This window comes from Lysinibacillus sp. GbtcB16 (assembly GCF_019091145.1).
In the GTDB taxonomy this organism is placed as follows: Bacteria; Bacillota; Bacilli; order Bacillales_A; family Planococcaceae; genus Lysinibacillus; species Lysinibacillus fusiformis.
Window position 1 is genome coordinate 140,671 of record NZ_JAGXJV010000003.1, and the last position, 22,225, is coordinate 162,895.

Consider the following 22,225-nt stretch of genomic DNA (forward strand, 5'->3'; position numbering starts at 1 on the left):
ACATGAAACAGCTAAAAATATGTGGGCTTCTACTCCTGATGTTCTTAGCAGGATGTCAATCCACTCCTCAAAAAACGATTCAACCAATTGATTCTACTATAGAGATTAAGGAATCGGATGGTACGATGAGTGATTCAATCAGCCATGCCGATATTATTAAGCCAAAAGTGGCTCTAACGTTTAATGGCTTTGCGGATAATCAAACAATGGAGTTACTACTGAAAAAATTAGATGAATCTAATATGAAAGCTACCTTCTTTTTAGAGGGGCTACGTGTGGCACAGGAGCCAGAGCTTGTTCGAGACATTTTAAAAAGAGGTCATGAAGTGCAAAACGGTACATTGTCATTTCCAGATGTCACAGCTTTAGACTATGATCAAACGTATGAGGAGATTTATTTAACGAATCAAATATTTGAAGAGCATTTAGGATATAAGCCGAAATATGTTCGAAGCCGTTCCGGTGATATTACAGATAATATGCGCTTAGCGGCTGCTGCTTTGGACATGAATGCAGTGATAGGATTATCTATTAATCCACTGGATCGAAAAATGCAAAGTGCCCAAGAATTGGTCGATTATATAGGCAAATATATTGATAGAGGCTCTATTATTCACCTCAATACGTATATTAATCCTGCCATTATAGATACCATCCCTTTACTAGCACAATTAGCTGAAGAGCATGATTATACAATTACTACGTTAAGTGATGTGTTAGATAACCGTTATTTAACAAAGTCATTAGAAGAAATAGCAGGTTATGATGCCATCAAACCTAATTTAAATTATGAAAATATCGAACCACATTTATATTATCGAAAAGAGACCTCTAAAAAAGAAATGGCCATTACCTTTGATGACTGGGCACATGAACAGCAAGTGAAGGATGTTTTAGAAGTTTTAAAAAAATATAACATTAAAAGTACATTTTTCTTAATCGGTAGTGGAGTGGAGAAAAATCCTCAATTGGCAAAGTTAATACTAGAGGAAGGTCATGAAGTAGCAAGTCACTCTTATTACCATCTAGATGTAACTAAAATGACGCCAGAGGAAATACAGGATGATTTAGTGAAGGCCCATAAAGCTCTCACTTATGCGCTACAGGAACCCCCAATACTTTATTTTAGACCAGCACAGGGAATTATGGATGAGCGTACTGCCAAAGTGATTACCGCTGCTGGAATTAAAACCATTGCCATGTATGATATTGCATCCTTTGACTGGAATTTAGATTACAGTGCTCAGGATATTTACGATCGGGTTATATCTAGAGCAGCACCAGGTAAGGTCATTGTCATGCACATCTTAGATGGGACAAAAACAGTCGAAGCACTTCCATTAATTATTGAAAAGTTGCAGCAGGATGGTTATAGCTTTAGTAAAATGTCAACTTGGATTGAAGAAGATGCAAATGGGGATGTGAATAAATGATAAAAACGAAAAAAGAGGTTTTAACAGTACCGCGCTCGGATCGTCGGATTCTATCAAATATTCCTGATCCCGAAAATGTCCGGAACCTTGTCAATCGTCGAGGTGCATCTTATCAGAAAGAAGAAATTGATGCGACAGATGTCAATGAAATATATCGTCTCCAACAGCTTAGCTTACGCTATGAAACTCATTTTGAAGTAATGGTGAGAAGAGCAAGACGTAAAACCAGTTCAGACAAATACTATGCGGAAGATATTTCAGTTACGGGAATCCTTGTATATTCTCAACAGCCTCACCAATTATTAATAGATGAAATTTTAGAAATGAATTTTACAATTCCAGGGGGCGCAATGCCCGAGGGTTATGAGGCTAAAGTAAAGTTAAAGGCAAAGGTGGTCCGACATTTTACCAAAGAGGTGGATGGTCAAACGCTGTATTACTTTGCTTGTGAATTTCTCCAACCTCTAAATGAATATATGGTAAAAAAGCGATGGGGCATTTCAGTTTTTATGGCGAGTTTATTTTTATTGGTCGTCACTCTTATTGTCATGCTGATGAGAGCAGAAAGTGTTATTTATTTTAGGTTTAATAAATTTTTATATCTTTATAGTATTATTGCGGCAACGTTTCTATTAAGTAGATACCTATTTGGTATTTTCTATAAAAACGTACCAATCAATCCGCATTATGAGCCCGGTGTATCCATAATTATCCCTGTGTTTAACGAGGAAGAATGGATACATCGAACGATTTCAAGCTGTATTAATCAGTACTATCCTGTCGATAAGTTAGAAGTGATTGTCGTGGATGATTGCTCTACGGATGGGACAGAGGAAAAAGCTAAGGAAATGATTGATCTTATTCATTTTGAGGGTGGGCGTTTTAAAACGACTGATCGCTTAAAGTTTTCTAAGCTCCCTCAAAATGGTGGAAAACGTGAAGCACTAGTAGCCGGTGTTCATCAAGCAAAACATGATTTAGTGGTTTTTGTAGACTCAGATAGTTTTTTGGAGCCACATGCAATCCGCAATTTAGTACAGCCTTTCCAAGATCCTAAAATGGGTGGAGTAGCTGGTCGGACAGAGGTAGAAAATAAATTTACAAATGCTCTGACAAAACTACAGACAGTGCGTTATTATATTGCCTTCCGTATTATGAAAGCGGCTGAATCTTGGTTTGATACGGTGACATGCTTATCAGGACCTTTAGCTTGTTATCGAAAAGAACTAATTTTAAAAAATGAAGCAGCCTGGCTCAATCAAAAATTTCTTGGGCAGCCTGCTACATTTGGTGATGATCGTAGTATGACAAACTATATTTTGAAAACTCATCGAACAGGTTATCAGGATAATGCAATTTGTTCGACGATCGTCCCCTCTGACACAAAGGTTTTTTTATCTCAGCAAATGAGATGGAAACGTTCTTGGTTAAGAGAATCTTTACGAGCATTTTTATTTATGTGGAAAAAAGAACCCTTCATGTTCCTTTTCTTCATCATAGGTTTAATTGTGCCAATTGCAGCACCCATTGTCGTCGTTTACAACTTAATCTATGTGCCGATTATGTATGGCGTTTTTCCAACTACCTTTTTATTAGGCTTACTTTTAATGGCCATGCTAATGAGTTTGGCTCATCTATTCTTTAGAAAAAGTAAATTATGGTTATTCGGGTTTATCTTCGTTCTTTATTATGAATTTATTTTACTCTGGCAAATGCCAGTTGCATGGGTAACATTTTGGAAATCAACATGGGGAACAAGGGAAACACCACAAGACGTTTTGGCAAAAGAAAAGAAAATAGAAAAGCAAAAATTACGAAAATCCCGATTTTCAATGTTGAAAATTAGAAAAATGGGTGAGAAGGAATGAAAGAGAAAAATGTAATTTTACAGCCAGCTAAAAAAAATCGAAGGAAAATTATACGCTCGATCCTACAATTAATCGTTGTTGTCTTTTTAGCAGTTGTGTTAATTAAAGCCGTTTTTCTGACAGACAAGAGATTTGCTGAGGCGGTACCATTAAACAATAAAGAAGGATTTATAGCACTTTCGTATTTTGGGGTGAGTAGAAATGACTCCCCTAAATATGTGTCAAAGAAGAATTTAGAAGAACAATTAACATTGCTTGAAAAACAAGGCTATCAAACGATTACACAACAGGATATATTGGATTTTTATCAAAAGAACAAACCATTACCTGAAAAAGCATTGTTTTTATCATTTGAGGATGGACGTACGGATTCTAGTATTTTCGCACAAAATATCATGGAGAAATTAAATTACAAGGCTACGATGTTTACGTATGCCAATAAAATGGATACCCGTGATCATAAATTTTTAAAGCCAAAAGATTTGAAGTTGATGGAGAAAAGCGGCTATTGGGAATTAGGCTCTAATGGGTACCGACTAACCTATATTAATATTTTTAATGATAAAGGGCAGTCCTTAGGAATGATTGACGAAAATAATATACCAAATAAAACAACAATCGAGTATTATAACCACTATTTAATGGATTTTATTCGTAATCAATATATGATTCCAAGTGAAACTCGACAAGAGATGGAAATTCGAATTAAGAAAGACTACAAGCTTATGCAAGATATCTATCAGCAAGAGTTTGGGAAAGTTCCAAAAGCCTATGCCATTATGCATGCTAATTCATTGTATAACAATATGGACCCACTGGTGCAGAGTGCCAATGACAAGGAAATTAAAGACAAGTTTCTTATGCACTTTAATCGAGAATTGAGTGCCTATAATGATAAAGATAGCGATCTATATAACTTGAATCGATTACAAGTTTCCCCTTATTGGTCAACCAATCATGTAATGATGAAGATCAGACAGGCTAGCAATCAAAATGTAGAGTTTAAAATAGGAGATCCTGCATTAGCCCAAAAATGGCATACCGTTAATGGGGCGGCAGAATTTGATCAGAATAAAGTCATATTAACATCAGCTCCCTCTAGTGAAGGTAGGATTCTTTTAAAGGAAACAATGCCGCAACAATACAATGCGAATTTTACATTTAAAGGGAATGTTGTTGGTGAACAAGCGTTCTACGTCAATTATGATGATAAAACAAATAGCTATTTACGCATTGCCTTAATCGATAATGAGCTTGTAGTAAGTGAAAAATTACCAGCTTCAGACATTGTGGAAAAGGCTCGTTTTCCATTGAATGAGATTAAGTGGAATGAAGAGGAGTATGCCTTTAATAAGGCGACCGTCTATACGTTTCAGGATACCCAAAAAGGATCGCGCATTGTTGAAGAAGAATACCCAAGAAACTTAACAAAAAATAGAGTATTTAACATTGCAGTAAATAAGGATAAAATAAACATAAATGTAGATCATGTATTATCTGAAACTATTCAAATAAATCCTAGCCTTCATGGATCACAAATAGGATTTGGGGCATTGTTTAGTCATAAAGATACGTCCCATGAACAATATGCAGATGATATATACGATACATTAATTGAAGATATTATAATTACAGATAGAAAAGATCAAACCATTTTTACAAACCAATATACGAATTTCGAGAAGGTTAAGTATAAAAGTACAACATTGTTTAATCATGTTGTGGATTTCTTTATTGAAACCTTCTAAGTTGGGGTGAAATTTAAAACAAGTGAAAAATTTTATAATATTTATCTGTATAGCCCTGATTTTTATCACTGCTTGTAGTAATAGTAAAGAACCACCGGCTATAGCAAAGGAAGAATTAAAAGATAAAGCAAAGCTCCGTTTATCTATGTGGTTACCTGAATGGCAAAATCAATTAGCCTTAGAAGATGTTCAAAATTCTCAACAAGGATTACAAGATATACGCGTTTTCGGTGCGTATTTTAATTATCAAGATGAATTGTTGCTAACGGATAATGCAGTCGATATGTTGCAACAGACACAGCAGCAATACAATGAATCACATCGTGTAATCCTAACGCTTATTAATGATTATGTGACAGATAATGCTTCATCTGTTCAAAAGGATAGTACACTTTTGCATAGGCTATTACAGGATTCTGCAGCAAGGAAAAAGCATATCCATAATATTTTGCAGGTAGTTGAACAATACCAACCGGATGGCATCGAAATTGATTATGAAAAGATAGCTAAAGAGGACCTATCAAAATATGTTCAATTTTTAAAGGAGCTTTACCGAGAGCTTGCCAAAAGGAATGTTACACTGCATGTCGTGCTAGAGCCTAGCTTTCCATTTGATATGAAGCTACCAAATGGGCCTAGCTATACGGTAATGGCCTATAATGTACATGGTTATCATAGTGGACCAGGTGCGAAGGCTACTTTTACCTTCCTCAATGATTTGATAAAAAAAATCAAGAAATCCAATCAAAAATTAGCCATCGCCTTTGCCACGGGTGGTTTCGATTGGGTAGCTCAAGGGAATACGGTTGCATTAACGGAGCTTGAGGCTGAAAAAGTGTTAGCTGAAACAAACGCTAACAAAAAACGCGATAAAGCAAGTGGAGCTGTTTATTTTACGTATACAGATTCTAGTAATATTAGTCATGAGGTTTGGTATGCTGATCAGGAAACGCTTGAAAAATGGGTCAAATATGTCCAAAGGAAAAGCTATCATGATGTAGTGTTGTGGCGTGCAGGTGGATTAGGTGTCAAAACATTACAGTGGATTAATGAGCAAGAAACTGGAGAGCGCTCGTCGCCCTAATAAAATCACCAATAATGAGAATTTCAACGAAAGCCATCGAGAGTATATCAAACATCTCGATGGCTTTTGTCTACAGTGAATCGCCCATTAAGGCGATTTTTTTATTGAAATTGGGACAGACGTGAAAAGAAATCTTTGACGAAATTTAGAAAAATGATTTCTGATGGTGCGATTTCTCGATTGACAGGAGAAATAATGCCGACTGTCCTTGGGATGGAGGGTGATTCGATGGGCACCTTTACAGTAAAGCGAGCAGCAGAATCATAAAGTGAGCTTTCTGGTAACAGACTAACACCTATTCCAGCTGCTACCAAGCCTTTAAGTGCATCCAAATCTTCACCCTCTGAAATAATATTAGGCAAAAATCCTGCAGCACGACAGGCATCCATAGCCACTTTATGTAATATATAGCCATCTGGGAATAACACAAATAGATCATTTCTCAATTCTGCAAGCTGGATACTCTCTCTTTTCGCTAATGGATGATTGGCAGGGAGAAGAGCTGCAATATTTTCTGTAAACAATATAGTCGACTCAATAGACTCATCTTTAGGAGGAAGCGGACCTAAAAAGGCAAGGTTTAACTCTCGATTTTTGACAGCATCAATTAAAAATCGGTAAGAACCTTGTCGTAGATGAAATTGTAAATTCGGATGCTCACGTTTAAAGGCTGAGATAACGGTTGGAAGTACATAGCTAGCCAAGCTTGTTGGAAAGCCAATCTTAATAGAGCCCTTAGCAGGATCAAGATATTCTTCTACTTGTTTGGCAGCAAAATCAATGGCCTTCAATGCTGTAATGGTATGTTCAAGAAATGTCTTCCCAATAGGGGTTAATTTCACATTACGACCTACTCGTTCAAATAACGGAGTACCTAATTCATCTTCAAGATTTGCGATTTGCCGACTAATGGCTGATTGGGCTACGTGAAGATGCTCAGCGGCTTCTGAAATATGCTCGCGTTCAGCAACCTCCACAAAATAGCGTAATTGACGTAACTCCACTAACATTTCACCTCTATTAATCTAAAAATAAGATTGATTATAGCTCAATTATATAGTATTGAAGATAAAAAGTGACTGTAAATGCAGAAAAAGTTTAAGTATTCTGTAATCTCGTACGATAGAATTTTATTGAGTGTAAAAGAGATTACGTTGAAAATATCTTCATTTTAATTGATTCCATTTTAATGAAATAGGTTATAGTATAGTTATGGTTGTTTATGCAAATTTGTCACAAAACCTCTACAATTAACCCTTTTCACGAGGTTTCCACTATGTAGCTAGATGAAATCAATTCTCAATTAGAGATAATTCATTGAAAATGAGGAAAGTCTATTCTCAATATCTATTCCAAATAGTAATAATCTGAAAATGCTTACAAAGCCTTTATTTTTCAAGATTTTATTTGAGGAGAAGGAAAGTAATTGAAATGGTTTGCATAGAGAACGATTTTCAGTTAAGATTAGAATGATGATAATTAAGGAATGGTCGACCCATTCACTGAACACTATGGAGGTATTTTCATGTCAACTTTAGTTATTAAAGATCTTCACGTTGCTATCGACGGGAAAGAGATTTTAAAAGGCGTAAATCTTACAATTAATACAAACGAAATTCACGCAATCATGGGACCAAACGGAACTGGTAAATCAACACTAGCTTCTGCTATTATGGGTCACCCTAAATATGAAGTTACTTCAGGTACTGTTGAGCTTGATGGCGAAGATGTACTTGAGATGGAAGTAGACGAGCGTGCTCAAGCTGGTTTATTCCTAGCTATGCAATATCCTTCTGAAATTGCTGGTGTTACAAATGCTGATTTCTTACGTTCAGCTATCAATGCTCGCCGTGAAGAGGGCGATGAAATTTCATTAATGAAATTTATCCGTGAATTAGATAAAAACATGGAATTCCTAGAAATGAACGAAGATATGGCACAACGTTATTTAAATGAAGGTTTCTCTGGCGGTGAGAAAAAACGTAATGAAATTCTTCAATTAATGATGATTAAACCAACGATCGCTATTTTAGACGAAATTGACTCTGGTCTTGATATTGATGCTCTTAAAGTAGTATCTAAAGGAATCAACGCAATGCGCGGTGAAGGCTTTGGCTGCTTAATGATTACGCACTATCAGCGTCTTCTTAACTACATTACACCAGACCATGTACACGTAATGATGCAAGGACGTGTTGTGAAATCAGGTGGTGCAGAGCTTGCACAACGCTTAGAAGCAGAAGGTTACGACTGGATCAAAAAAGAATTAGGTATTGAAGAAGAAACAGAGGAACAAGAAGCATAAGAGGGAGGACGAACTAGCATGACAGTGGAACTTAACTTGCCTGTAACAGTACAGGACGTGCGCTCGTTCTCAGAAGCAAATGGTGAACCAACTTGGTTTACTGAGCTTCGCGCGGCAGCACTAGACAAAGTAACTGGTTTAGATTTGCCAAAACCAGATAGAACTAATATTACGAAATGGGATTTCATGAACTTCCCAGCATTTACAGTTCATAGTGAGGCATTTCCATCATTGGATGCTTTACCTGAAGAAGCAAAAGGGTTAATTGACCTTGAAGCGCAAGAAAACCTTTATATTCAACGCAATAATACACCAGCTTACATTAAAACATCACAAGAGCTTGCTGATAAAGGTGTTATTTTTACAGATATTTTCACAGCAGTTCGTGAACATGGTGAGCTTGTTCAAAAATACTTTATGACTGAAGCTGTTAAAGTGGATGAGCATAAGTTAACAGCGCTTCATACAGCACTTGTTAACGGTGGCGTATTTGTTTACGTACCAAAAAATGTAGTCATAGAGCAACCACTTCAAGTTGTTTTCTTAAACGATAATGCTGATGCATCATTATACAACCATGTACTAGTAGTGGCAGAAGCAAATTCTGCTGTAACATACGTGGAAACATATATTTCAACGGTTGAAGAAGCAAAAGGCCAAGCAAATATTATTGCCGAAGTAGTTGTCCAAGATAATGCGCAAGTAACATATGGAGCAGTGGATGTGCTTGCAAAAGGCTTTACGACATATGTAAACCGTCGTGCACGCTTAGCGCGTGACGCAAAAGTAGATTGGGCTCTTGGTTTAATGAATGACTCAGATACAATCTCAGAAAATATTACTCATTTAATTGGTGACGGTTCTCATGCAGATACAAAAACAGTAGTTGTTGGTCGTGGAGAACAAAAACTTAACTTCACTACAGAGGTTCGTCACTGGGGTAAAAACTCAAACGGGCATATCTTAAAACATGGTGTCATGAAAGATGCAGCTCAATCTATCTTTAATGGTATTGGCTATATCGAACATGGTGCAACGAAAGCAGATGCACAACAAGAATCACGTGTATTAATGCTTTCTGAAAAAGCTCGTGGGGATGCAAACCCAATTTTATTAATTGATGAAGATGATGTAACAGCAGGACACGCAGCATCTGTTGGTCGAGTAGATCCATTACAGCTTTACTATTTAATGAGCCGTGGGATCTCGAAAGCAGAAGCAGAGCGCCTTGTTATCCATGGATTCCTTGCGCCAGTTGTTACGCAATTACCAATTGAGGGCGTTCAAAAGCAACTGACGGAGGTTATTGAAAGGAAAGTTCGCTAATGATGAATAAAGACATTAAAAGCTATTTCCCAATTTTAAATCAGGATGTAAATGGTCATAGACTTGCGTATCTTGATAGTGCAGCGACGTCTCAAAAACCTGTTCAAGTAATTGAAGCCATTAAAGCTTATTATGAATTCGATAATTCCAATGTTCACCGTGGTGTGCATACATTAGGAAACCGTGCTACAGATAAATATGAAGGTGCGCGTGAAAAGGTTCGTAAGTTTATTAATGCTCAATCAACACAAGAAATTATTTTTACTCGTGGAACAACGACAGCATTAAATACAGTAGCAGCCAGCTATGGACGTGCAAATGTTGCTGAGGGTGATGAAATTGTCATTACTCAAATGGAACATCACTCCAATATTATTCCTTGGCAGCAGTTAGCCAAAGAAAAAAAGGCGACATTGAAATACATTGAGCTAGAAGCTGATGGAACGATTAGTTTAGAAAAAGTACGTGCGACGATTACACCGCAAACAAAAATCGTGTCGGTGTCAATGGCATCTAACGTACTTGGAACTATTAATCCAATTAAAGAAATTGCGCAAATTGCACATGCTAATGGTGCTGTTATGGTGGCTGATGGAGCTCAAGCTGCTCCGCATATGAAAATCGATGTCCAAGATTTGGATGTAGATTTCTTAGGGTTCTCAGGGCATAAAATGTGCGGTCCTACAGGAATAGGTGTACTATATGGTAAAAAGGAACACCTTGAAAAAATGGAGCCAATTGAATTTGGTGGCGAAATGATCGATTTTGTTGGGTTATATGATTCAACGTGGAAGGAATTACCGTGGAAATTTGAAGGTGGAACGCCTATTATTGCAGGTGCAATAGGATTAGGTGCCGCTATTGATTTCTTAACTGAGATTGGGCTAGATAATATTGCAGAGCATGAGCATAAGCTTGTTGGCTATGCAATGGATCAGCTTGAAACAATTGACGGTTTAAAAATTTTCGGCCCACGTGACCCAATGAAACGTTGTGGACTTGTGACATTTAACTTAGATGATGTCCATCCACATGATGTGGCAACAGTGCTTGATATGAATGGTATTGCTATTCGTGCTGGTCATCACTGTGCACAACCACTAATGAAATGTCTTCAGCAAGTAGCGACAGCGCGTGCAAGCTTCTATCTGTACAATACAGAGGAGGATATTGACCGTCTTGTTGCAGGGTTACGTTCTGCGAAGGAGTATTTTGGCGATGTCTTTTAATAATTTAGATCAACTATATCGTTCAGTCATTATGGATCACTATAAAAATCCTCGTAATAAGGGTGCTTTAGAAGGTGAAGCTGTAACGATTGATATGAACAATCCGACATGTGGAGACCGTATTCACTTAACATTAAAAGTGACTGACGGTATTGTAGAGGATGCCAAATTTGATGGTGAAGGCTGTTCAATTTCTATGTCCTCTGCTTCCATGATGACTCAACTGATTAAAGGGAAAAAGGTAGATGAAGCTTTAGAGCTTGCTGATATTTTTTCTAAAATGATGATGGGTGAAGAGTATAGCGATAAATATGACCTAGAGGATGTTGAAGCACTGCAAGGTGTCTCACAATTCCCTGCTCGTATTAAATGTGCAACATTAGCTTGGAAAGCAATGGAAAAAGGTGTGAAATAAATCATACTGCCTTGTCGGCTGGGTGAAAGTGACATACTTTCACTCAAGGCAAGGGTCGAATACCTCGAAAAATATATCTCAATGAACGGAGGAGAAACGATGGCTAAAAAAATGCCTGATATCGGCGATTACAAATACGGTTTCCATGACAAGGACGTATCAATTTTCCGTTCAAAACGTGGTTTAACTGAAGAAATCGTCCGTGAAATTTCAAATATGAAACAAGAGCCAGAGTGGATGCTAGAGTACCGCTTAAAAGCACTTGAAACATTTTATGCAAAACCAATGCCACAATGGGGTGGCGATCTTGGTGATTTAGACTTTGATGAAATTACGTACTATGTAAAACCATCAGAAGCTACACAAAAATCATGGGATGAAGTACCTGACGAAATCAAAGCTACTTTTGATAAATTAGGGATTCCGGAAGCAGAACAAAAATATCTTGCGGGTGTTTCTGCACAATATGAGTCAGAGGTAGTTTATCACAACATGAAGCAAGACCTTGAAGATCTTGGTATTGTGTTTAAAGATACAGACTCAGCATTACGCGAAAACGAAGATATTTTCAAACAATATTGGGGTAAAGTAATCCCATACACAGATAATAAATTTGCGGCATTGAACTCAGCTGTATGGTCAGGTGGATCATTTATTTATGTACCACCAGGTGTTAAAGTTGAAACACCTTTACAAGCTTACTTCCGCATTAACTCTGAAAATATGGGTCAATTCGAACGTACGCTAATTATTGTGGATGAAGGCGCACATGTACACTATGTTGAAGGTTGTACAGCCCCTGTTTACACAACAAACTCTTTACACTCAGCTGTTGTAGAAATTGTTGTTCGTAAAGATGCATACTGCCGTTATACAACGATTCAAAACTGGGCAAACAACGTATACAATCTTGTAACGAAACGTACAGTTGTTGAAGAAAACGGTACAATGGAATGGATTGATGGTAACATTGGTTCTAAATTAACAATGAAATACCCAGCATGTATTTTAAAAGGTGAAGGTGCTCGTGGTATGACATTATCTATTGCATTAGCAGGTAAAGGTCAACATCAACATGCTGGAGCAAAAATGATTCATATGGCACCAAACACATCTTCTACAATCGTTTCTAAATCGATTGCTAAACAAGGTGGTAAGGTTACGTATATGGGACAAGTTCGTTTCGGTCCAAAAGCTAGCGGTGCTCGTGCCAACATTGAATGTGATACGCTGATTATGGATAACCAATCAACTTCTGATACAATTCCATACAACGAAATTCTAAATGATAACGTTTCTTTAGAGCATGAAGCTAAAGTTTCAAAAGTATCTGAAGAACAATTATTCTATTTAATGTCTCGTGGTATCTCTGAAGAAGAAGCGACAGAAATGATCGTAATGGGCTTCATCGAGCCATTCACAAAAGAATTACCAATGGAATACGCAGTAGAAATGAATCGTCTTATCAAGTTTGAGATGGAAGGTTCTATCGGGTAAAATTAAAATTCAAGGGGCAGATTCTAATATCTGCTCCTTTTCTACGTTTACTATGATGAAGCAGAGGATGCTTTTATAGCCTTCGATAAAATTCAAGGGGCACTTGAGAGTAATTGCTGAGAAAATGGAGAGAAGCCGAAGCCCTCACTTATCCCTTTAGAGAGGGCAATCGTTCAAAGCTTTATCAATCATCGGGTTTGGGACTTATTAAGCTCTGTAAGATAACTGGATTTATTGCATAAAGTATTAATTAACCCTTGTCACAACTATGTTTGTGGCAAGGGTTTTTGTTTTGTATGAAAAATAATTTTCTTAATATATTGAAATAATAGTGGATTTTTATAAGGAGACATACTACAATGATAATGAGAATCAATATCAATTAAGAAAGGGAGATTGAGTACATGAAAAACAAGTTTCTATTTATTAGTATGATAGCGGTATTTATGCTGATCCTCGCTGCATGCGGAGAGCAGAAAACAACAGATGAGGATACGTCCACAGATTCGAAGAAAGAGGAAGTGGCACAAACACAAGATGATTCTAGCGATGAAAATGGGACAAGAACCATTGATTATCTTGGAGAAAGCTATGAAGTGCCAGATAAGGTCGAAAGAATTGTTGTTACGGGTGCGATGGAGGCCATGGAAGATATGGTTGTACTTGATGTTCATCCGGTAGGAGCGATTGCGATCGGTGGTAAATTCCCTGAGTTGTACGCTGCTGTTACAGATAAGGCAGAGTCTATTGGGGAGAAGATTAAGCCAAACTTTGAAAAAATATTAGAATTAGATCCAGATGTGATTTTAGGCTCAACGAAATTTCCAGAGGAAGTACAAAGTAAATTAGAGAAAATTGCTCCAACCATTTTAGTTTCGCATATCTCTACGAATTGGGAATCTAATTTAAACTTATTAGCTGAATTAACGGGCAAGCAAGCAGAGGCAGAAAAAATATTATCTACATATAAGGCTGATAGTGAAGCGGCAAAATCTAGCCTAACAGAAAAGCTAGAAGGCAAAAAAGTTGCAGCCATTCGAATTCGTGGGGGACAAGCTTATGTCTATCCAAAAGAGGTGTTTTTAAACCCCGTTTTATATGGTGAGCTTGGTTTAGAAGTTCCTGCTGAAATCGCTAAGGCGAAATCACAAGAAGCGATTTCTGTTGAGCAACTAGCGGATATGAATCCAGATTATTTATTTGTGCAGTTTTCTACGGATGAAAATGCGGATGCTCCTAATGCGTTAGAAGATTTTAAAAAGAATCCCATTATCCAAAATATTAATGCCTTTAAAAATGAGCAAGTATTTGTGAATGTTGTGGACCCACTAATGGAAGGTGGCCCAGCGTTTAGTCGTATTGCTTTTTTAGAGGCAATCCAACAAAATCTTGATAAATAACTTGTTTGGCATGAGTTCAATTTGTATAAGGACTCATGCTTTTTCTTTGTGGAAAGCTAGATTTTTTACATGATGTTTAATTGTATGAGAAGACTGTATGCTATGATTATGTTGTAGATAGAGGAGGATGTCACATGATTGTAGTTGGATTAACTGGATGGGGCGATCACCCTTCACTTTATAGTGGAGTGACTACTTCAAAGGATAAATTATTTGATTATACAGGTCATTTTTTAGCAGTGGAAGTAGATACTTCCTTTTATGCCATACCATCCAAAGAGAATGTTCGTAAATGGTGTGAGAATACACCGGAGAATTTTCGTTTTATAGTGAAGGCCTATCAAGGCATGACGGGACATTTGCGGGGAGATATTCCTTTTGAATCCAAAAATGATATGTTCAATGCTTTTATTGAATGTGCCTATGAATTTAAACGTTTGGGGAAACTAGGAATGGTTTTAGCTCAGTTTCCACCGTGGTTTGATTGTCAGTCGAAAAATGTTCAATACTTATTGTATATTCGTCAACAACTAAAGGATTTCGAAGTGGCTATCGAATTTCGCAATCAAACATGGTATGCAGATAATGTAGTACAACAAACAATGGACTTTTTACGAGAGCATCAATTGATTCATACGATTTGTGATGAACCACAGGCTGGTGTTGGATCTGTACCCTTCCATCCTGTAGTGACTGCCGATAAGGCGCTGGTGCGTATCCATGGGCGAAATATACATGGTTGGCGCAACACGGGGAATGCAGAAAATTGGCGCAAAGTTCGCTTTTTATATGACTATAATAAAGAAGAATTGCAACAGCTTGGACAGCAAATCACGAAGCTTGAGACAAAGGTGCAGGAACTATTTATATTATTTAATAACAATTCGGGTAATCATGCAGCGAAAAACGCGAAGGAATTACAGGGTATTTTGAATATTAAAGATGTTGGGTTAGCGCCTAAACAATTAAACATGTTTGAAGGGGAATTATAATGGCGTTTATTTTATTAATAATTATTGCATTATTTTCAGGTCTCCTTGGCTCATTAGTTGGGCTAGGCGGTGGCGTGGTATTAGTGCCAGCAACTTTATATATCGGTTTAAACCTTGGAATGATTCCAGATATAACACCACAAAAAGTAGTTGGTTTATCTGTTGTAATGATGATTTTCACAGGACTAGCCTCCACATTAAGTTATATGAAATCAAAAACGGTGGATTATAAAACTGGCTATATATTTTTTATCGGCAGTATTCCAGGCTCTATTTTGGGCGCTTGGGTTAATAAAGGATTAGATTTACCATCCTTCAATTTATACTTTGGTATTTTGCTTATTATTTTATCGATTATTTTACTTGTACGCGACAAATTGAAGCCTGTAAAATGGTTTGTGAAAAATGGTCTGCAACAAGAATTTACGGATGCCGAAGGGAAAACCTTTGTCTACGGATATCCGATTTGGTTTGCGATTTTATTTACATTCGGAGTGGGCTTTGCCTCAGGACTATTTGGTATAGGTGGAGGCTCAATGATTGTACCGGCTATGATTATATTGTTCTTATTTCCCCCACATGTAGCAGTAGCAACTTCGATGTTTTTAGTGTTTTTAACGTCACTTGTTAATACGGCCAGCCATGTATATTTGGGGCATGTTCCATGGCTTTATACAATCCCCGTCATACCAGGAGCCTTTATTGGGGCGAAGCTTGGTGCAGCGTTAAATAAAAAAATTAAATCAGATACGCTTGTACTGGTTCTTCGAATTATTTTATTATTATTAGGAATTCGTTCCATCGTTGAAGGGATATTGGCGTAATCGGCTAGACTAGCTAATGAAAATGAGGTGGCTTTAATGCTTGAAAAAATCCATATTTTTCACACAAATGATTTGCATAGTCATTTTAAGTATTGGCCACGAATGCAAAGCTATGTGAAAGAGGAGCGCAACAATCTAGAGAGTATAGGGGAAACGAGTTATTTGTTTGATGTGGGAGATCATTTAGATCGCTCTAATATTTATACTGAAGCGACAATTGGTAAGGGGAATGTACAATTACTGAACGAGGCAGAATATGATGTAGTGACAATTGGGAACAATGAGGGCATTACATTGTCTCATGATGAGCTTTTTCATTTATATGATGATGCAAATTTTGATGTCGTCGTAGGTAATATTGATGCGGTTAATGGGAGAAATCCAGCCTGGCTGAAGCCCTATGTGGTGCTTACAACAAAGAAGGGAACGAAGCTAGGGATAATTGCAGCCACGGCTATGTTTGACGTGTATTATGAGGCGTTAAATTGGCAGTTGGTTGAAGCGCGTAGCACACTTCTTCGTTTAGCCCATCAACTACGTAAAGAAGTTGATATTATTTTATGCCTTTCACATTTAGGGATAACCGAAGACGAGCTATTAGCGGAGGAATGTCCAGAAATTGATGTCATATTCGGTTCTCATACACATCATGTCTTGCCAGAAGGGAAACTTGTCAATGGTGTTTTATTGACAGGTGGCGGGAAATTTGGACAATATACAGGACATCTTGTTATCGAATATGATAAAAAAATGAGGAAAATTGTTGAAAAAAAGGATACTTTAATTCATAATAAGGACTTGCCAAATATCCAAAACGAACAGCAAATTGTACAATCCCTAGAGGATGAAGGAATTAGAATACTGGATACACCCGTATTTACGACCGAAAAATCTTATAATAAGGAATGGTTCCACTACTCACAGTTATCTGATTTATTTGCACATGCTATTTTAGAAAAAAGTGGTGCTGACTGTGCCTTGTTTAATGCAGGGATTTTTTTAGATGGTCTACCAAAAGGAAATGTGACTGCATTAGATGTGCATCGTATTTTTCCACATCCTATTAATTTATGTACAATTGAATTATCCGTTACGGAAATAAAGGAAATCTATATGCAATCAAAAAATGAAGAATGGCCCTATATTGAATTAAAAGGATTAGGGTTTAGAGGTGTCATTTTTGGAAAAATGTTGACATATGGTTTTTCCATGAACGACAATCGTCAGTTATTAATGAATGGAAAGCTGGCAGATAATAATCAAATCTATAAACTTGTAACTTTAGATTTGTTTACTTTTGGGTATTTTTATCCAAGTTTCAAATATGCAAAGAAGCAATATATATTACCAGAATTTTTACGAAACATTATGATAGATTATGGTCAAAGTTTCTTTAAGTAATAGTGTTAGCTTAAAGAATAGATTGGGGAAGAAATCATGCGATTAATTTCAATCGATGTATTAAAAGAAGGAATGGTATTAGGCAGAACCATTTGGAATGAGGCGGGGCATCCGCTTTTAAAGAAGGATGTCATTATTAATGACCGCATTATTCAGCGACTTCAACAGTTAAATACACATTACCTATACATTGACGATGATATTTCGGAGGGCATTGAAGTAGAAGAAACTGTGCCACCTGCGATGCGAAATAAAGTCATTACAACAATTAAAGATTCATTTCAATCAATCGATGGTTTAAATTCAGTAAATGCCTCTTATATATTAGATCAACAATCAAAGACAATTGTCTCGATTGTCGATGAACTACTTTCTGCTGTTACTGGAAATGATGAAATATTAACGATATTAACAGATGCTTATTTATTTGATGAATATTTATATCAACACTCCTTCCAAGTGACACTTTACTCGATAGCCATCGCCAAAGAGCTCGGCTACTCTGCTGAGGATTTACGGTTAGTAGGGATTGGTGCATTACTACATGATGTAGGTAAACTAATGGTACCAAAAGATATCCTAACCAAACCAGGTCGTCTAACTAATGAAGAATTTGAAGCGATGAAAATGCACGCCCGCTATGGCTTTGATTTATTACGCAATTTGCATTCTATTTCATTGCTAGTGGCCCATTGCGCTTTTCAACATCATGAGCGTATTGATGGAAGTGGCTACCCACGAGGATTAGTTGATTTTGAAATTCACCCATTTGCCAAAATTATTGGTGTAGCCGATGTTTTTGACGCGGTTACAACGAATCGAGTATATCGTGAAAAAATGCTTCCTTCACAAGGACTAGCTATTGTAGAGGCAGGCTCCGGTACGCTATATGATGCTCGCATCGTAAAAGCGCTTAAAAGAGCTGTCGTTCATTATCCAAATGGCGTTATTTTAAAATTATCAGATGGTCGACGTGGCATTGTATCTAGACAAAACCCATTGGATGCAGCATTACCATGGATTCGTATTTTTGAGGAGCAAAATCAACTGCTCGCAGCTACATATGAGATTAATTTAGTGGACTATCCAAATGTTTTAATTGAAAATGTTGAGACAGATTATATGGTTCCTGCAAAGGTAGAATAAAATACTCCTCCTGTTCATACGTTATGGAACAGGAGGAGATTTTTTTGTTTTTCCCTCGAAAAAGGATGAAATTGCGCTCTTATAATAAACGGGGAATACGTCTTAATCGATTAACTATTTTAATTGTTAGTATGGTTGTTTGTCTTATATTATTTATTTATTATTTAAATGAACGGCTCATGCCCACCTATTTGCAATATGCAGAGGTACAAACTACAAAAATTGCTTCATATGTCGTAAGTAAAGCCATTAACTCACGAACCTCCAATGTATTAGATGTAAATGATATCATTGAAGATATTCCTCCAGGTAGTTCTGATATGATGACGACAAAGTTTAATACGGAAATTATTAATCGTGTTCGAGCGGAGACATTAGAGCTTGTAAAAATGTATTTAGAGCAGGCAGAACAGGGAGAGCTTTCACATTTGCCTGAATTAGATAATGTTGAATATGATATTAACAGAATTCAGGATGGCGATGGCATTGTCTTTTTTGTGCCACTTGGGCAAGCCGCCAATATACCTTTGCTCGGCAACTTAGGACCAAAAATCCCTATACGATTCCACGTGATCGGAAATGTCCATAGTAATGTGACCTCATCTATTCAAGAATTTGGTATTAATAGTGCGTATGTAGAAGTGGGCATTCATTTAGAGGTAAATGTCCAAATTATAGTTCCGTTTGCGAGTAAATCCTCAACCGTCGCACAGGATATTCCTGTAGCTATGGGGTTAACTAGAGGTCCAGTACCGAACATCTATACCAATAGTAGTGATGCGCCTCAACCATCCATTGAAATACCTGTGCCATTTAAATAGAAATGTTTACTGTGATAGTTGTTGGAGTTCATTTATTATGTTACATTGACAACAGTGAAGATAGTTAATATAAAAAATGCATATTTTTGATAGGGGCGATATCCGTATGACATCTTGTAAACCTACAAGTAAAGAAGAACATTTAAGAAAACCAGACTGGCTAAAAATAAAACTAAACACTAATGATGAATATAAAGGTCTTAAGAAGCTAATGCGTGAGAAAAATCTTCATACGGTTTGTGAAGAAGCTCGCTGTCCAAATATTCATGAATGCTGGGGAGAAAGACGTACAGCTACAATGATGATTCTTGGTTCGGTTTGTACACGTGCTTGTCGATTTTGTGCAGTAAAAACGGGCTTGCCGAATGAATTAGACTTGGCAGAGCCAGAACGTGTTGCAGATTCAGTAGCAATTATGAACCTAAAGCACGTTGTCATTACTATGGTAGCGCGTGACGATTTAAAAGATGGCGGAGCGGAAGTATTGGCAGAAACAGTCCGTGCTATTCGCCGTAAAAGTCCTTTCACATCTGTTGAAGTATTACCATCTGATTTAGGTGGTATGAGGGAAAATCTTCAAATGTTAATGGATGCGAAGCCAGATATTTTAAATCATAATATTGAAACAGTACGTCGTTTAACACCGAGAGTACGTGCTCGTGCAAAATACGAGCGTTCTTTGGAGTTCCTTCGTCTAGCTAAAGAAATGCAACCAGATATTCCGACGAAATCATCTTTAATGATCGGTTTAGGAGAAACTCATGAAGAAATTTTAGAGGTAATGGATGATTTACGAGCAAATAATGTGGATATCATGACGATTGGTCAATATTTACAGCCTACGAAAAAGCATTTAGCAGTTAAAAAATATTATTCACCAATAGAATTTGGGAAACTGCGAAAAATTGCTATGGAAAAAGGCTTTAAACATTGTGAAGCTGGCCCACTTGTACGTAGTAGTTACCATGCTGACGAACAAGTAAATGCTGCAACAAAAGAACGTCAGTTACAAGCAGAGCTCTAAGCGTCAAGGATGAACAAGAGGGTGGTGTCACTTTGATCATAGTTGAAGGATTGGAATATGAACTTTTAGAAGATTTTCGTGAAGCCTTTCAGGAAGAAGTTTTTCAAGAAAGGTATTCCGATATATTGGCTAGATATGATTATATAGTAGGTGATTGGGGCTATAACCAATTACGATTAAAGGGCTTTTTTGATGATAAAAATCAAAAGTCGACTTTTGATACGAAAATAAGTACGCTTCAAGATTATTTATACGAGTATTGCAATTTTGGCTGCGCCTATTTTGTCTTACGTAAAACAGGGAAAGTAATGAAACAGCCAGAGGTGTTGGATGTGAATGAAATAACAGCGCAACCAACTGACCAAGAACCATTAGCAGAATAACAAGAAGAAACTTGATGTGATGTGCATCAAGTTTTTTTCTTTGTTTTTTATTAGTTTTTGTATGATTGGGGAATAATAAAGCTCAAAACAGCTAATTAAAGGTGAGATACAAATGAAAAGAGCCGTCTTTTTAGACCGTGATGGTGTAATCAATGAAGTATTAACAAAACGCGTGAAATTTGTTAATAAGCCTAGAGATTTATACTTTTTACCACAAGTTCCAGAAGCCATTCGCAAATTAAATAAACACTTTGACTATATTTTTGTTGTGACAAATCAAGGGGGTGTTGGTTTAGGCTTTATGAGCGAAAGTGGCTTGCAAAAAATACATGAGCATATGGTCAAGGAGCTAAAGAAAAACGGTGCCATTATACATGAAGTAGTTTATTGTCCACATAAGCCTAAGTCAGGCTGTGCCTGTAGAAAACCTAATAGTAAACTAATTATTGATTTAGGAAAGAAATATAATATTGATTTGTCGAAATCCTATATGGTGGGTGATACGGATACAGATATTATAGCGGGAAAACAAGCAGGTACAAAGGGCGTGTTTTTAGGCGAGGATGACCCATTAGCAGATGCAATTTTGCCTGATTTGATGAGTGCTGCTCGGTGGATAATAAAGGATGCAACAGCTTGAGAAAAGAAGCTACAAGAAGTATAAAACGTTGAAAAAAGGATAATTTATGTGTGGAGGTGATGATGTTGACGAAGGATAAGCGCAATAAAAAGAACCTAGATCGTGAAGAATATGGATATGGTTTTGATATTAGTGTAGATGATTTAGGCGTGATTGGTCAAAACAACGAAGCGAAAAAGCAAAATGATAATGAAAATAAAGACAAGCCACATAATAAAGATAATCCATCCACACTCAATAAATAATCGACCTTTAAAGATTTCGCAAAAGCCAACTGGTGAGCGGAATTTTTTTATCTTGATTGATTCACAAAAAATGCCGTGTAATATAATGATGACCTATAAAAAAACACCCTGTAAAAAGGGTGTTAGTTCAATAGCTCACGTAAATATTCTCGAAGTTCCTCGGTTTCATCCTCTGTACGATTGTATACATGTTCTAAGTAGCCAGGCTCCTCTACATCATCAGGGCCAATAATCGCAAAGCGACCAAATTGTATATCCATGACAAGCACTTTCCCAAAGAAGCGGCCAGATTGTAATATCGCTAAATCATAGCGCAGTTTTTTTCCTGCAAAGCTAACAAAGCGAGTTTTTGTATCTTCTACATCATCATATAAAAAAAAACGTTCCATCTTTTAATCTCCTTCCAGTCCTATAGTTATGGTACTATAGAAGAGAAAAGACTAT

At 36.9% G+C, this 22,225-nt stretch carries 21 protein-coding genes; 19 read left to right on the forward strand and 2 right to left on the reverse strand.

Annotated features, from left to right (window positions below; translation table 11 throughout):
• Nucleotides 1-2 precede the first annotated feature (2 nt).
• From KVT27_RS15600 to KVT27_RS15615, 4 genes are read left to right on the forward strand one after another with little or no spacing between them, the layout of a single operon-like run.
• Complete coding sequence (locus tag KVT27_RS15600; RefSeq protein WP_233301502.1) at nt 3-1,433, forward strand: polysaccharide deacetylase family protein; 1,431 nt, start codon at nt 3-5, stop codon at nt 1,431-1,433.
• Nucleotides 1,430-3,301 (forward strand): glycosyltransferase family 2 protein, encoded by a 1,872-nt coding sequence (locus KVT27_RS15605; protein WP_217581590.1) that lies wholly within the window; start codon nt 1,430-1,432, stop codon nt 3,299-3,301. Before KVT27_RS15600 ends, KVT27_RS15605 begins: the two co-directional genes overlap by 4 nt.
• On the forward strand, nt 3,298-5,049 hold the full coding sequence (locus tag KVT27_RS15610; RefSeq protein ID WP_036145538.1) for a polysaccharide deacetylase family protein: 1,752 nt from the start codon (nt 3,298-3,300) through the stop codon (nt 5,047-5,049). The genes KVT27_RS15605 and KVT27_RS15610 overlap by 4 nt, the downstream gene beginning before the upstream one ends.
• Nucleotides 5,050-5,071: 22 nt before the next feature.
• Nucleotides 5,072-6,133 (forward strand): glycosyl hydrolase family 18 protein, encoded by a 1,062-nt coding sequence (locus KVT27_RS15615; RefSeq protein WP_036119989.1) that lies wholly within the window; start codon nt 5,072-5,074, stop codon nt 6,131-6,133.
• Between the two features lie 101 nt (nt 6,134-6,234).
• Here KVT27_RS15615 and gltC read toward each other — a convergent pair whose 3' ends face one another.
• On the reverse strand, nt 6,235-7,137 hold the full coding sequence (gene gltC / locus KVT27_RS15620; RefSeq protein WP_036119986.1) for a glutamate biosynthesis transcriptional regulator GltC: 903 nt from the start codon (nt 7,135-7,137) through the stop codon (nt 6,235-6,237).
• Between the two features lie 521 nt (nt 7,138-7,658).
• On the opposite strand from gltC, the gene sufC reads away from it, so the two are divergent.
• From sufC to KVT27_RS15695, 15 genes are all read left to right on the forward strand, one after another.
• Nucleotides 7,659-8,438 (forward strand): Fe-S cluster assembly ATPase SufC, encoded by a 780-nt coding sequence (gene sufC, locus KVT27_RS15625; protein WP_004228249.1) that lies wholly within the window; start codon nt 7,659-7,661, stop codon nt 8,436-8,438.
• Between the two features lie 18 nt (nt 8,439-8,456).
• On the forward strand, nt 8,457-9,764 hold the full coding sequence (sufD, locus tag KVT27_RS15630; protein ID WP_036119983.1) for a Fe-S cluster assembly protein SufD: 1,308 nt from the start codon (nt 8,457-8,459) through the stop codon (nt 9,762-9,764).
• Nucleotides 9,764-10,993, forward strand: a complete 1,230-nt coding sequence (locus tag KVT27_RS15635) for a cysteine desulfurase (RefSeq protein WP_036119980.1) — start codon at nt 9,764-9,766, stop codon at nt 10,991-10,993. Before sufD ends, KVT27_RS15635 begins: the two co-directional genes overlap by 1 nt.
• The gene (gene sufU, locus KVT27_RS15640; protein WP_008178033.1) at nt 10,983-11,408 is read left to right on the forward strand and encodes a Fe-S cluster assembly sulfur transfer protein SufU; all 426 of its coding nucleotides are present in this window, start codon (nt 10,983-10,985) and stop codon (nt 11,406-11,408) included. Before KVT27_RS15635 ends, sufU begins: the two co-directional genes overlap by 11 nt.
• 99 nt (nt 11,409-11,507) lie before the next feature.
• Nucleotides 11,508-12,905, forward strand: a complete 1,398-nt coding sequence (sufB, locus tag KVT27_RS15645) for a Fe-S cluster assembly protein SufB (RefSeq protein ID WP_008178036.1) — start codon at nt 11,508-11,510, stop codon at nt 12,903-12,905.
• A 404-nt stretch (nt 12,906-13,309) separates the two neighbouring features.
• Nucleotides 13,310-14,305 carry an ABC transporter substrate-binding protein gene (locus KVT27_RS15650; protein ID WP_036145534.1) on the forward strand — a complete coding sequence of 332 codons (996 nt, stop codon included), beginning with the start codon at nt 13,310-13,312 and terminating at the stop codon, nt 14,303-14,305.
• 134 nt (nt 14,306-14,439) lie between these two features.
• The gene (locus KVT27_RS15655; protein WP_036119972.1) at nt 14,440-15,297 is read left to right on the forward strand and encodes a DUF72 domain-containing protein; all 858 of its coding nucleotides are present in this window, start codon (nt 14,440-14,442) and stop codon (nt 15,295-15,297) included.
• The gene (locus KVT27_RS15660; protein WP_025116650.1) at nt 15,297-16,121 is read left to right on the forward strand and encodes a sulfite exporter TauE/SafE family protein; all 825 of its coding nucleotides are present in this window, start codon (nt 15,297-15,299) and stop codon (nt 16,119-16,121) included. Before KVT27_RS15655 ends, KVT27_RS15660 begins: the two co-directional genes overlap by 1 nt.
• Before the next feature lie 36 nt (nt 16,122-16,157).
• Nucleotides 16,158-17,522, forward strand: coding sequence for a bifunctional metallophosphatase/5'-nucleotidase (locus tag KVT27_RS15665; protein WP_036119971.1), 1,365 nt, complete (start codon nt 16,158-16,160; stop codon nt 17,520-17,522).
• A 36-nt stretch (nt 17,523-17,558) separates the two neighbouring features.
• Entirely contained in the window at nt 17,559-18,668 is a 1,110-nt protein-coding gene (locus tag KVT27_RS15670; protein ID WP_008178047.1) for an HD-GYP domain-containing protein, read from the forward strand.
• A 23-nt stretch (nt 18,669-18,691) separates the two neighbouring features.
• Entirely contained in the window at nt 18,692-19,489 is a 798-nt protein-coding gene (yunB, locus tag KVT27_RS15675; RefSeq protein ID WP_008178049.1) for a sporulation protein YunB, read from the forward strand.
• A gap of 106 nt (nt 19,490-19,595) precedes the next feature.
• Nucleotides 19,596-20,513: a lipoyl synthase gene (lipA, locus tag KVT27_RS15680; protein ID WP_036119969.1), complete on the forward strand. Its 918-nt coding sequence runs from the start codon at nt 19,596-19,598 to the stop codon at nt 20,511-20,513.
• Nucleotides 20,514-20,545: 32 nt separating this feature from the next.
• A complete protein-coding gene (locus tag KVT27_RS15685; RefSeq protein WP_036119967.1) occupies nt 20,546-20,896 on the forward strand; it encodes a YutD family protein in 351 nt (116 codons plus the stop codon).
• Nucleotides 20,897-21,008: 112 nt separating this feature from the next.
• Entirely contained in the window at nt 21,009-21,536 is a 528-nt protein-coding gene (locus KVT27_RS15690; RefSeq protein ID WP_036145530.1) for a D-glycero-alpha-D-manno-heptose-1,7-bisphosphate 7-phosphatase, read from the forward strand.
• 62 nt (nt 21,537-21,598) lie between these two features.
• Complete coding sequence (locus KVT27_RS15695; protein WP_191967657.1) at nt 21,599-21,781, forward strand: hypothetical protein; 183 nt, start codon at nt 21,599-21,601, stop codon at nt 21,779-21,781.
• 122 nt (nt 21,782-21,903) lie between these two features.
• Here the strand turns inward: KVT27_RS15695 and KVT27_RS15700 are convergent, their stop codons facing one another.
• Nucleotides 21,904-22,170, reverse strand: a complete 267-nt coding sequence (locus KVT27_RS15700) for a DUF3055 domain-containing protein (protein WP_008178058.1) — start codon at nt 22,168-22,170, stop codon at nt 21,904-21,906.
• Nucleotides 22,171-22,225 lie beyond the last annotated feature (55 nt).

Bases quoted from the DNA above. Each gene is read 5' to 3' on its own strand.
- KVT27_RS15600 (WP_233301502.1), top strand. From the start codon at position 3: ATGAAACAGCTAAAAATATGTGGGCTTCTACTCCTGATGTTCTTAGCA.
- KVT27_RS15605 (WP_217581590.1), top strand. From the start codon at position 1,430: ATGATAAAAACGAAAAAAGAGGTTTTAACAGTACCGCGCTCGGATCGT.
- KVT27_RS15610 (WP_036145538.1), top strand. From the start codon at position 3,298: ATGAAAGAGAAAAATGTAATTTTACAGCCAGCTAAAAAAAATCGAAGG.
- sufC (WP_004228249.1), top strand. From the start codon at position 7,659: ATGTCAACTTTAGTTATTAAAGATCTTCACGTTGCTATCGACGGGAAA.
- sufD (WP_036119983.1), top strand. From the start codon at position 8,457: ATGACAGTGGAACTTAACTTGCCTGTAACAGTACAGGACGTGCGCTCG.
- KVT27_RS15635 (WP_036119980.1), top strand. From the start codon at position 9,764: ATGATGAATAAAGACATTAAAAGCTATTTCCCAATTTTAAATCAGGAT.
- sufU (WP_008178033.1), top strand. From the start codon at position 10,983: ATGTCTTTTAATAATTTAGATCAACTATATCGTTCAGTCATTATGGAT.
- sufB (WP_008178036.1), top strand. From the start codon at position 11,508: ATGGCTAAAAAAATGCCTGATATCGGCGATTACAAATACGGTTTCCAT.
- KVT27_RS15650 (WP_036145534.1), top strand. From the start codon at position 13,310: ATGAAAAACAAGTTTCTATTTATTAGTATGATAGCGGTATTTATGCTG.
- KVT27_RS15655 (WP_036119972.1), top strand. From the start codon at position 14,440: ATGATTGTAGTTGGATTAACTGGATGGGGCGATCACCCTTCACTTTAT.
- KVT27_RS15660 (WP_025116650.1), top strand. From the start codon at position 15,297: ATGGCGTTTATTTTATTAATAATTATTGCATTATTTTCAGGTCTCCTT.
- KVT27_RS15665 (WP_036119971.1), top strand. From the start codon at position 16,158: ATGCTTGAAAAAATCCATATTTTTCACACAAATGATTTGCATAGTCAT.
- KVT27_RS15670 (WP_008178047.1), top strand. From the start codon at position 17,559: ATGCGATTAATTTCAATCGATGTATTAAAAGAAGGAATGGTATTAGGC.
- yunB (WP_008178049.1), top strand. From the start codon at position 18,692: ATGGAACAGGAGGAGATTTTTTTGTTTTTCCCTCGAAAAAGGATGAAA.
- lipA (WP_036119969.1), top strand. From the start codon at position 19,596: ATGACATCTTGTAAACCTACAAGTAAAGAAGAACATTTAAGAAAACCA.
- KVT27_RS15690 (WP_036145530.1), top strand. From the start codon at position 21,009: ATGAAAAGAGCCGTCTTTTTAGACCGTGATGGTGTAATCAATGAAGTA.
- KVT27_RS15695 (WP_191967657.1), top strand. From the start codon at position 21,599: ATGTTGACGAAGGATAAGCGCAATAAAAAGAACCTAGATCGTGAAGAA.
- KVT27_RS15700 (WP_008178058.1), bottom strand. From the start codon at position 22,170: ATGGAACGTTTTTTTTTATATGATGATGTAGAAGATACAAAAACTCGC.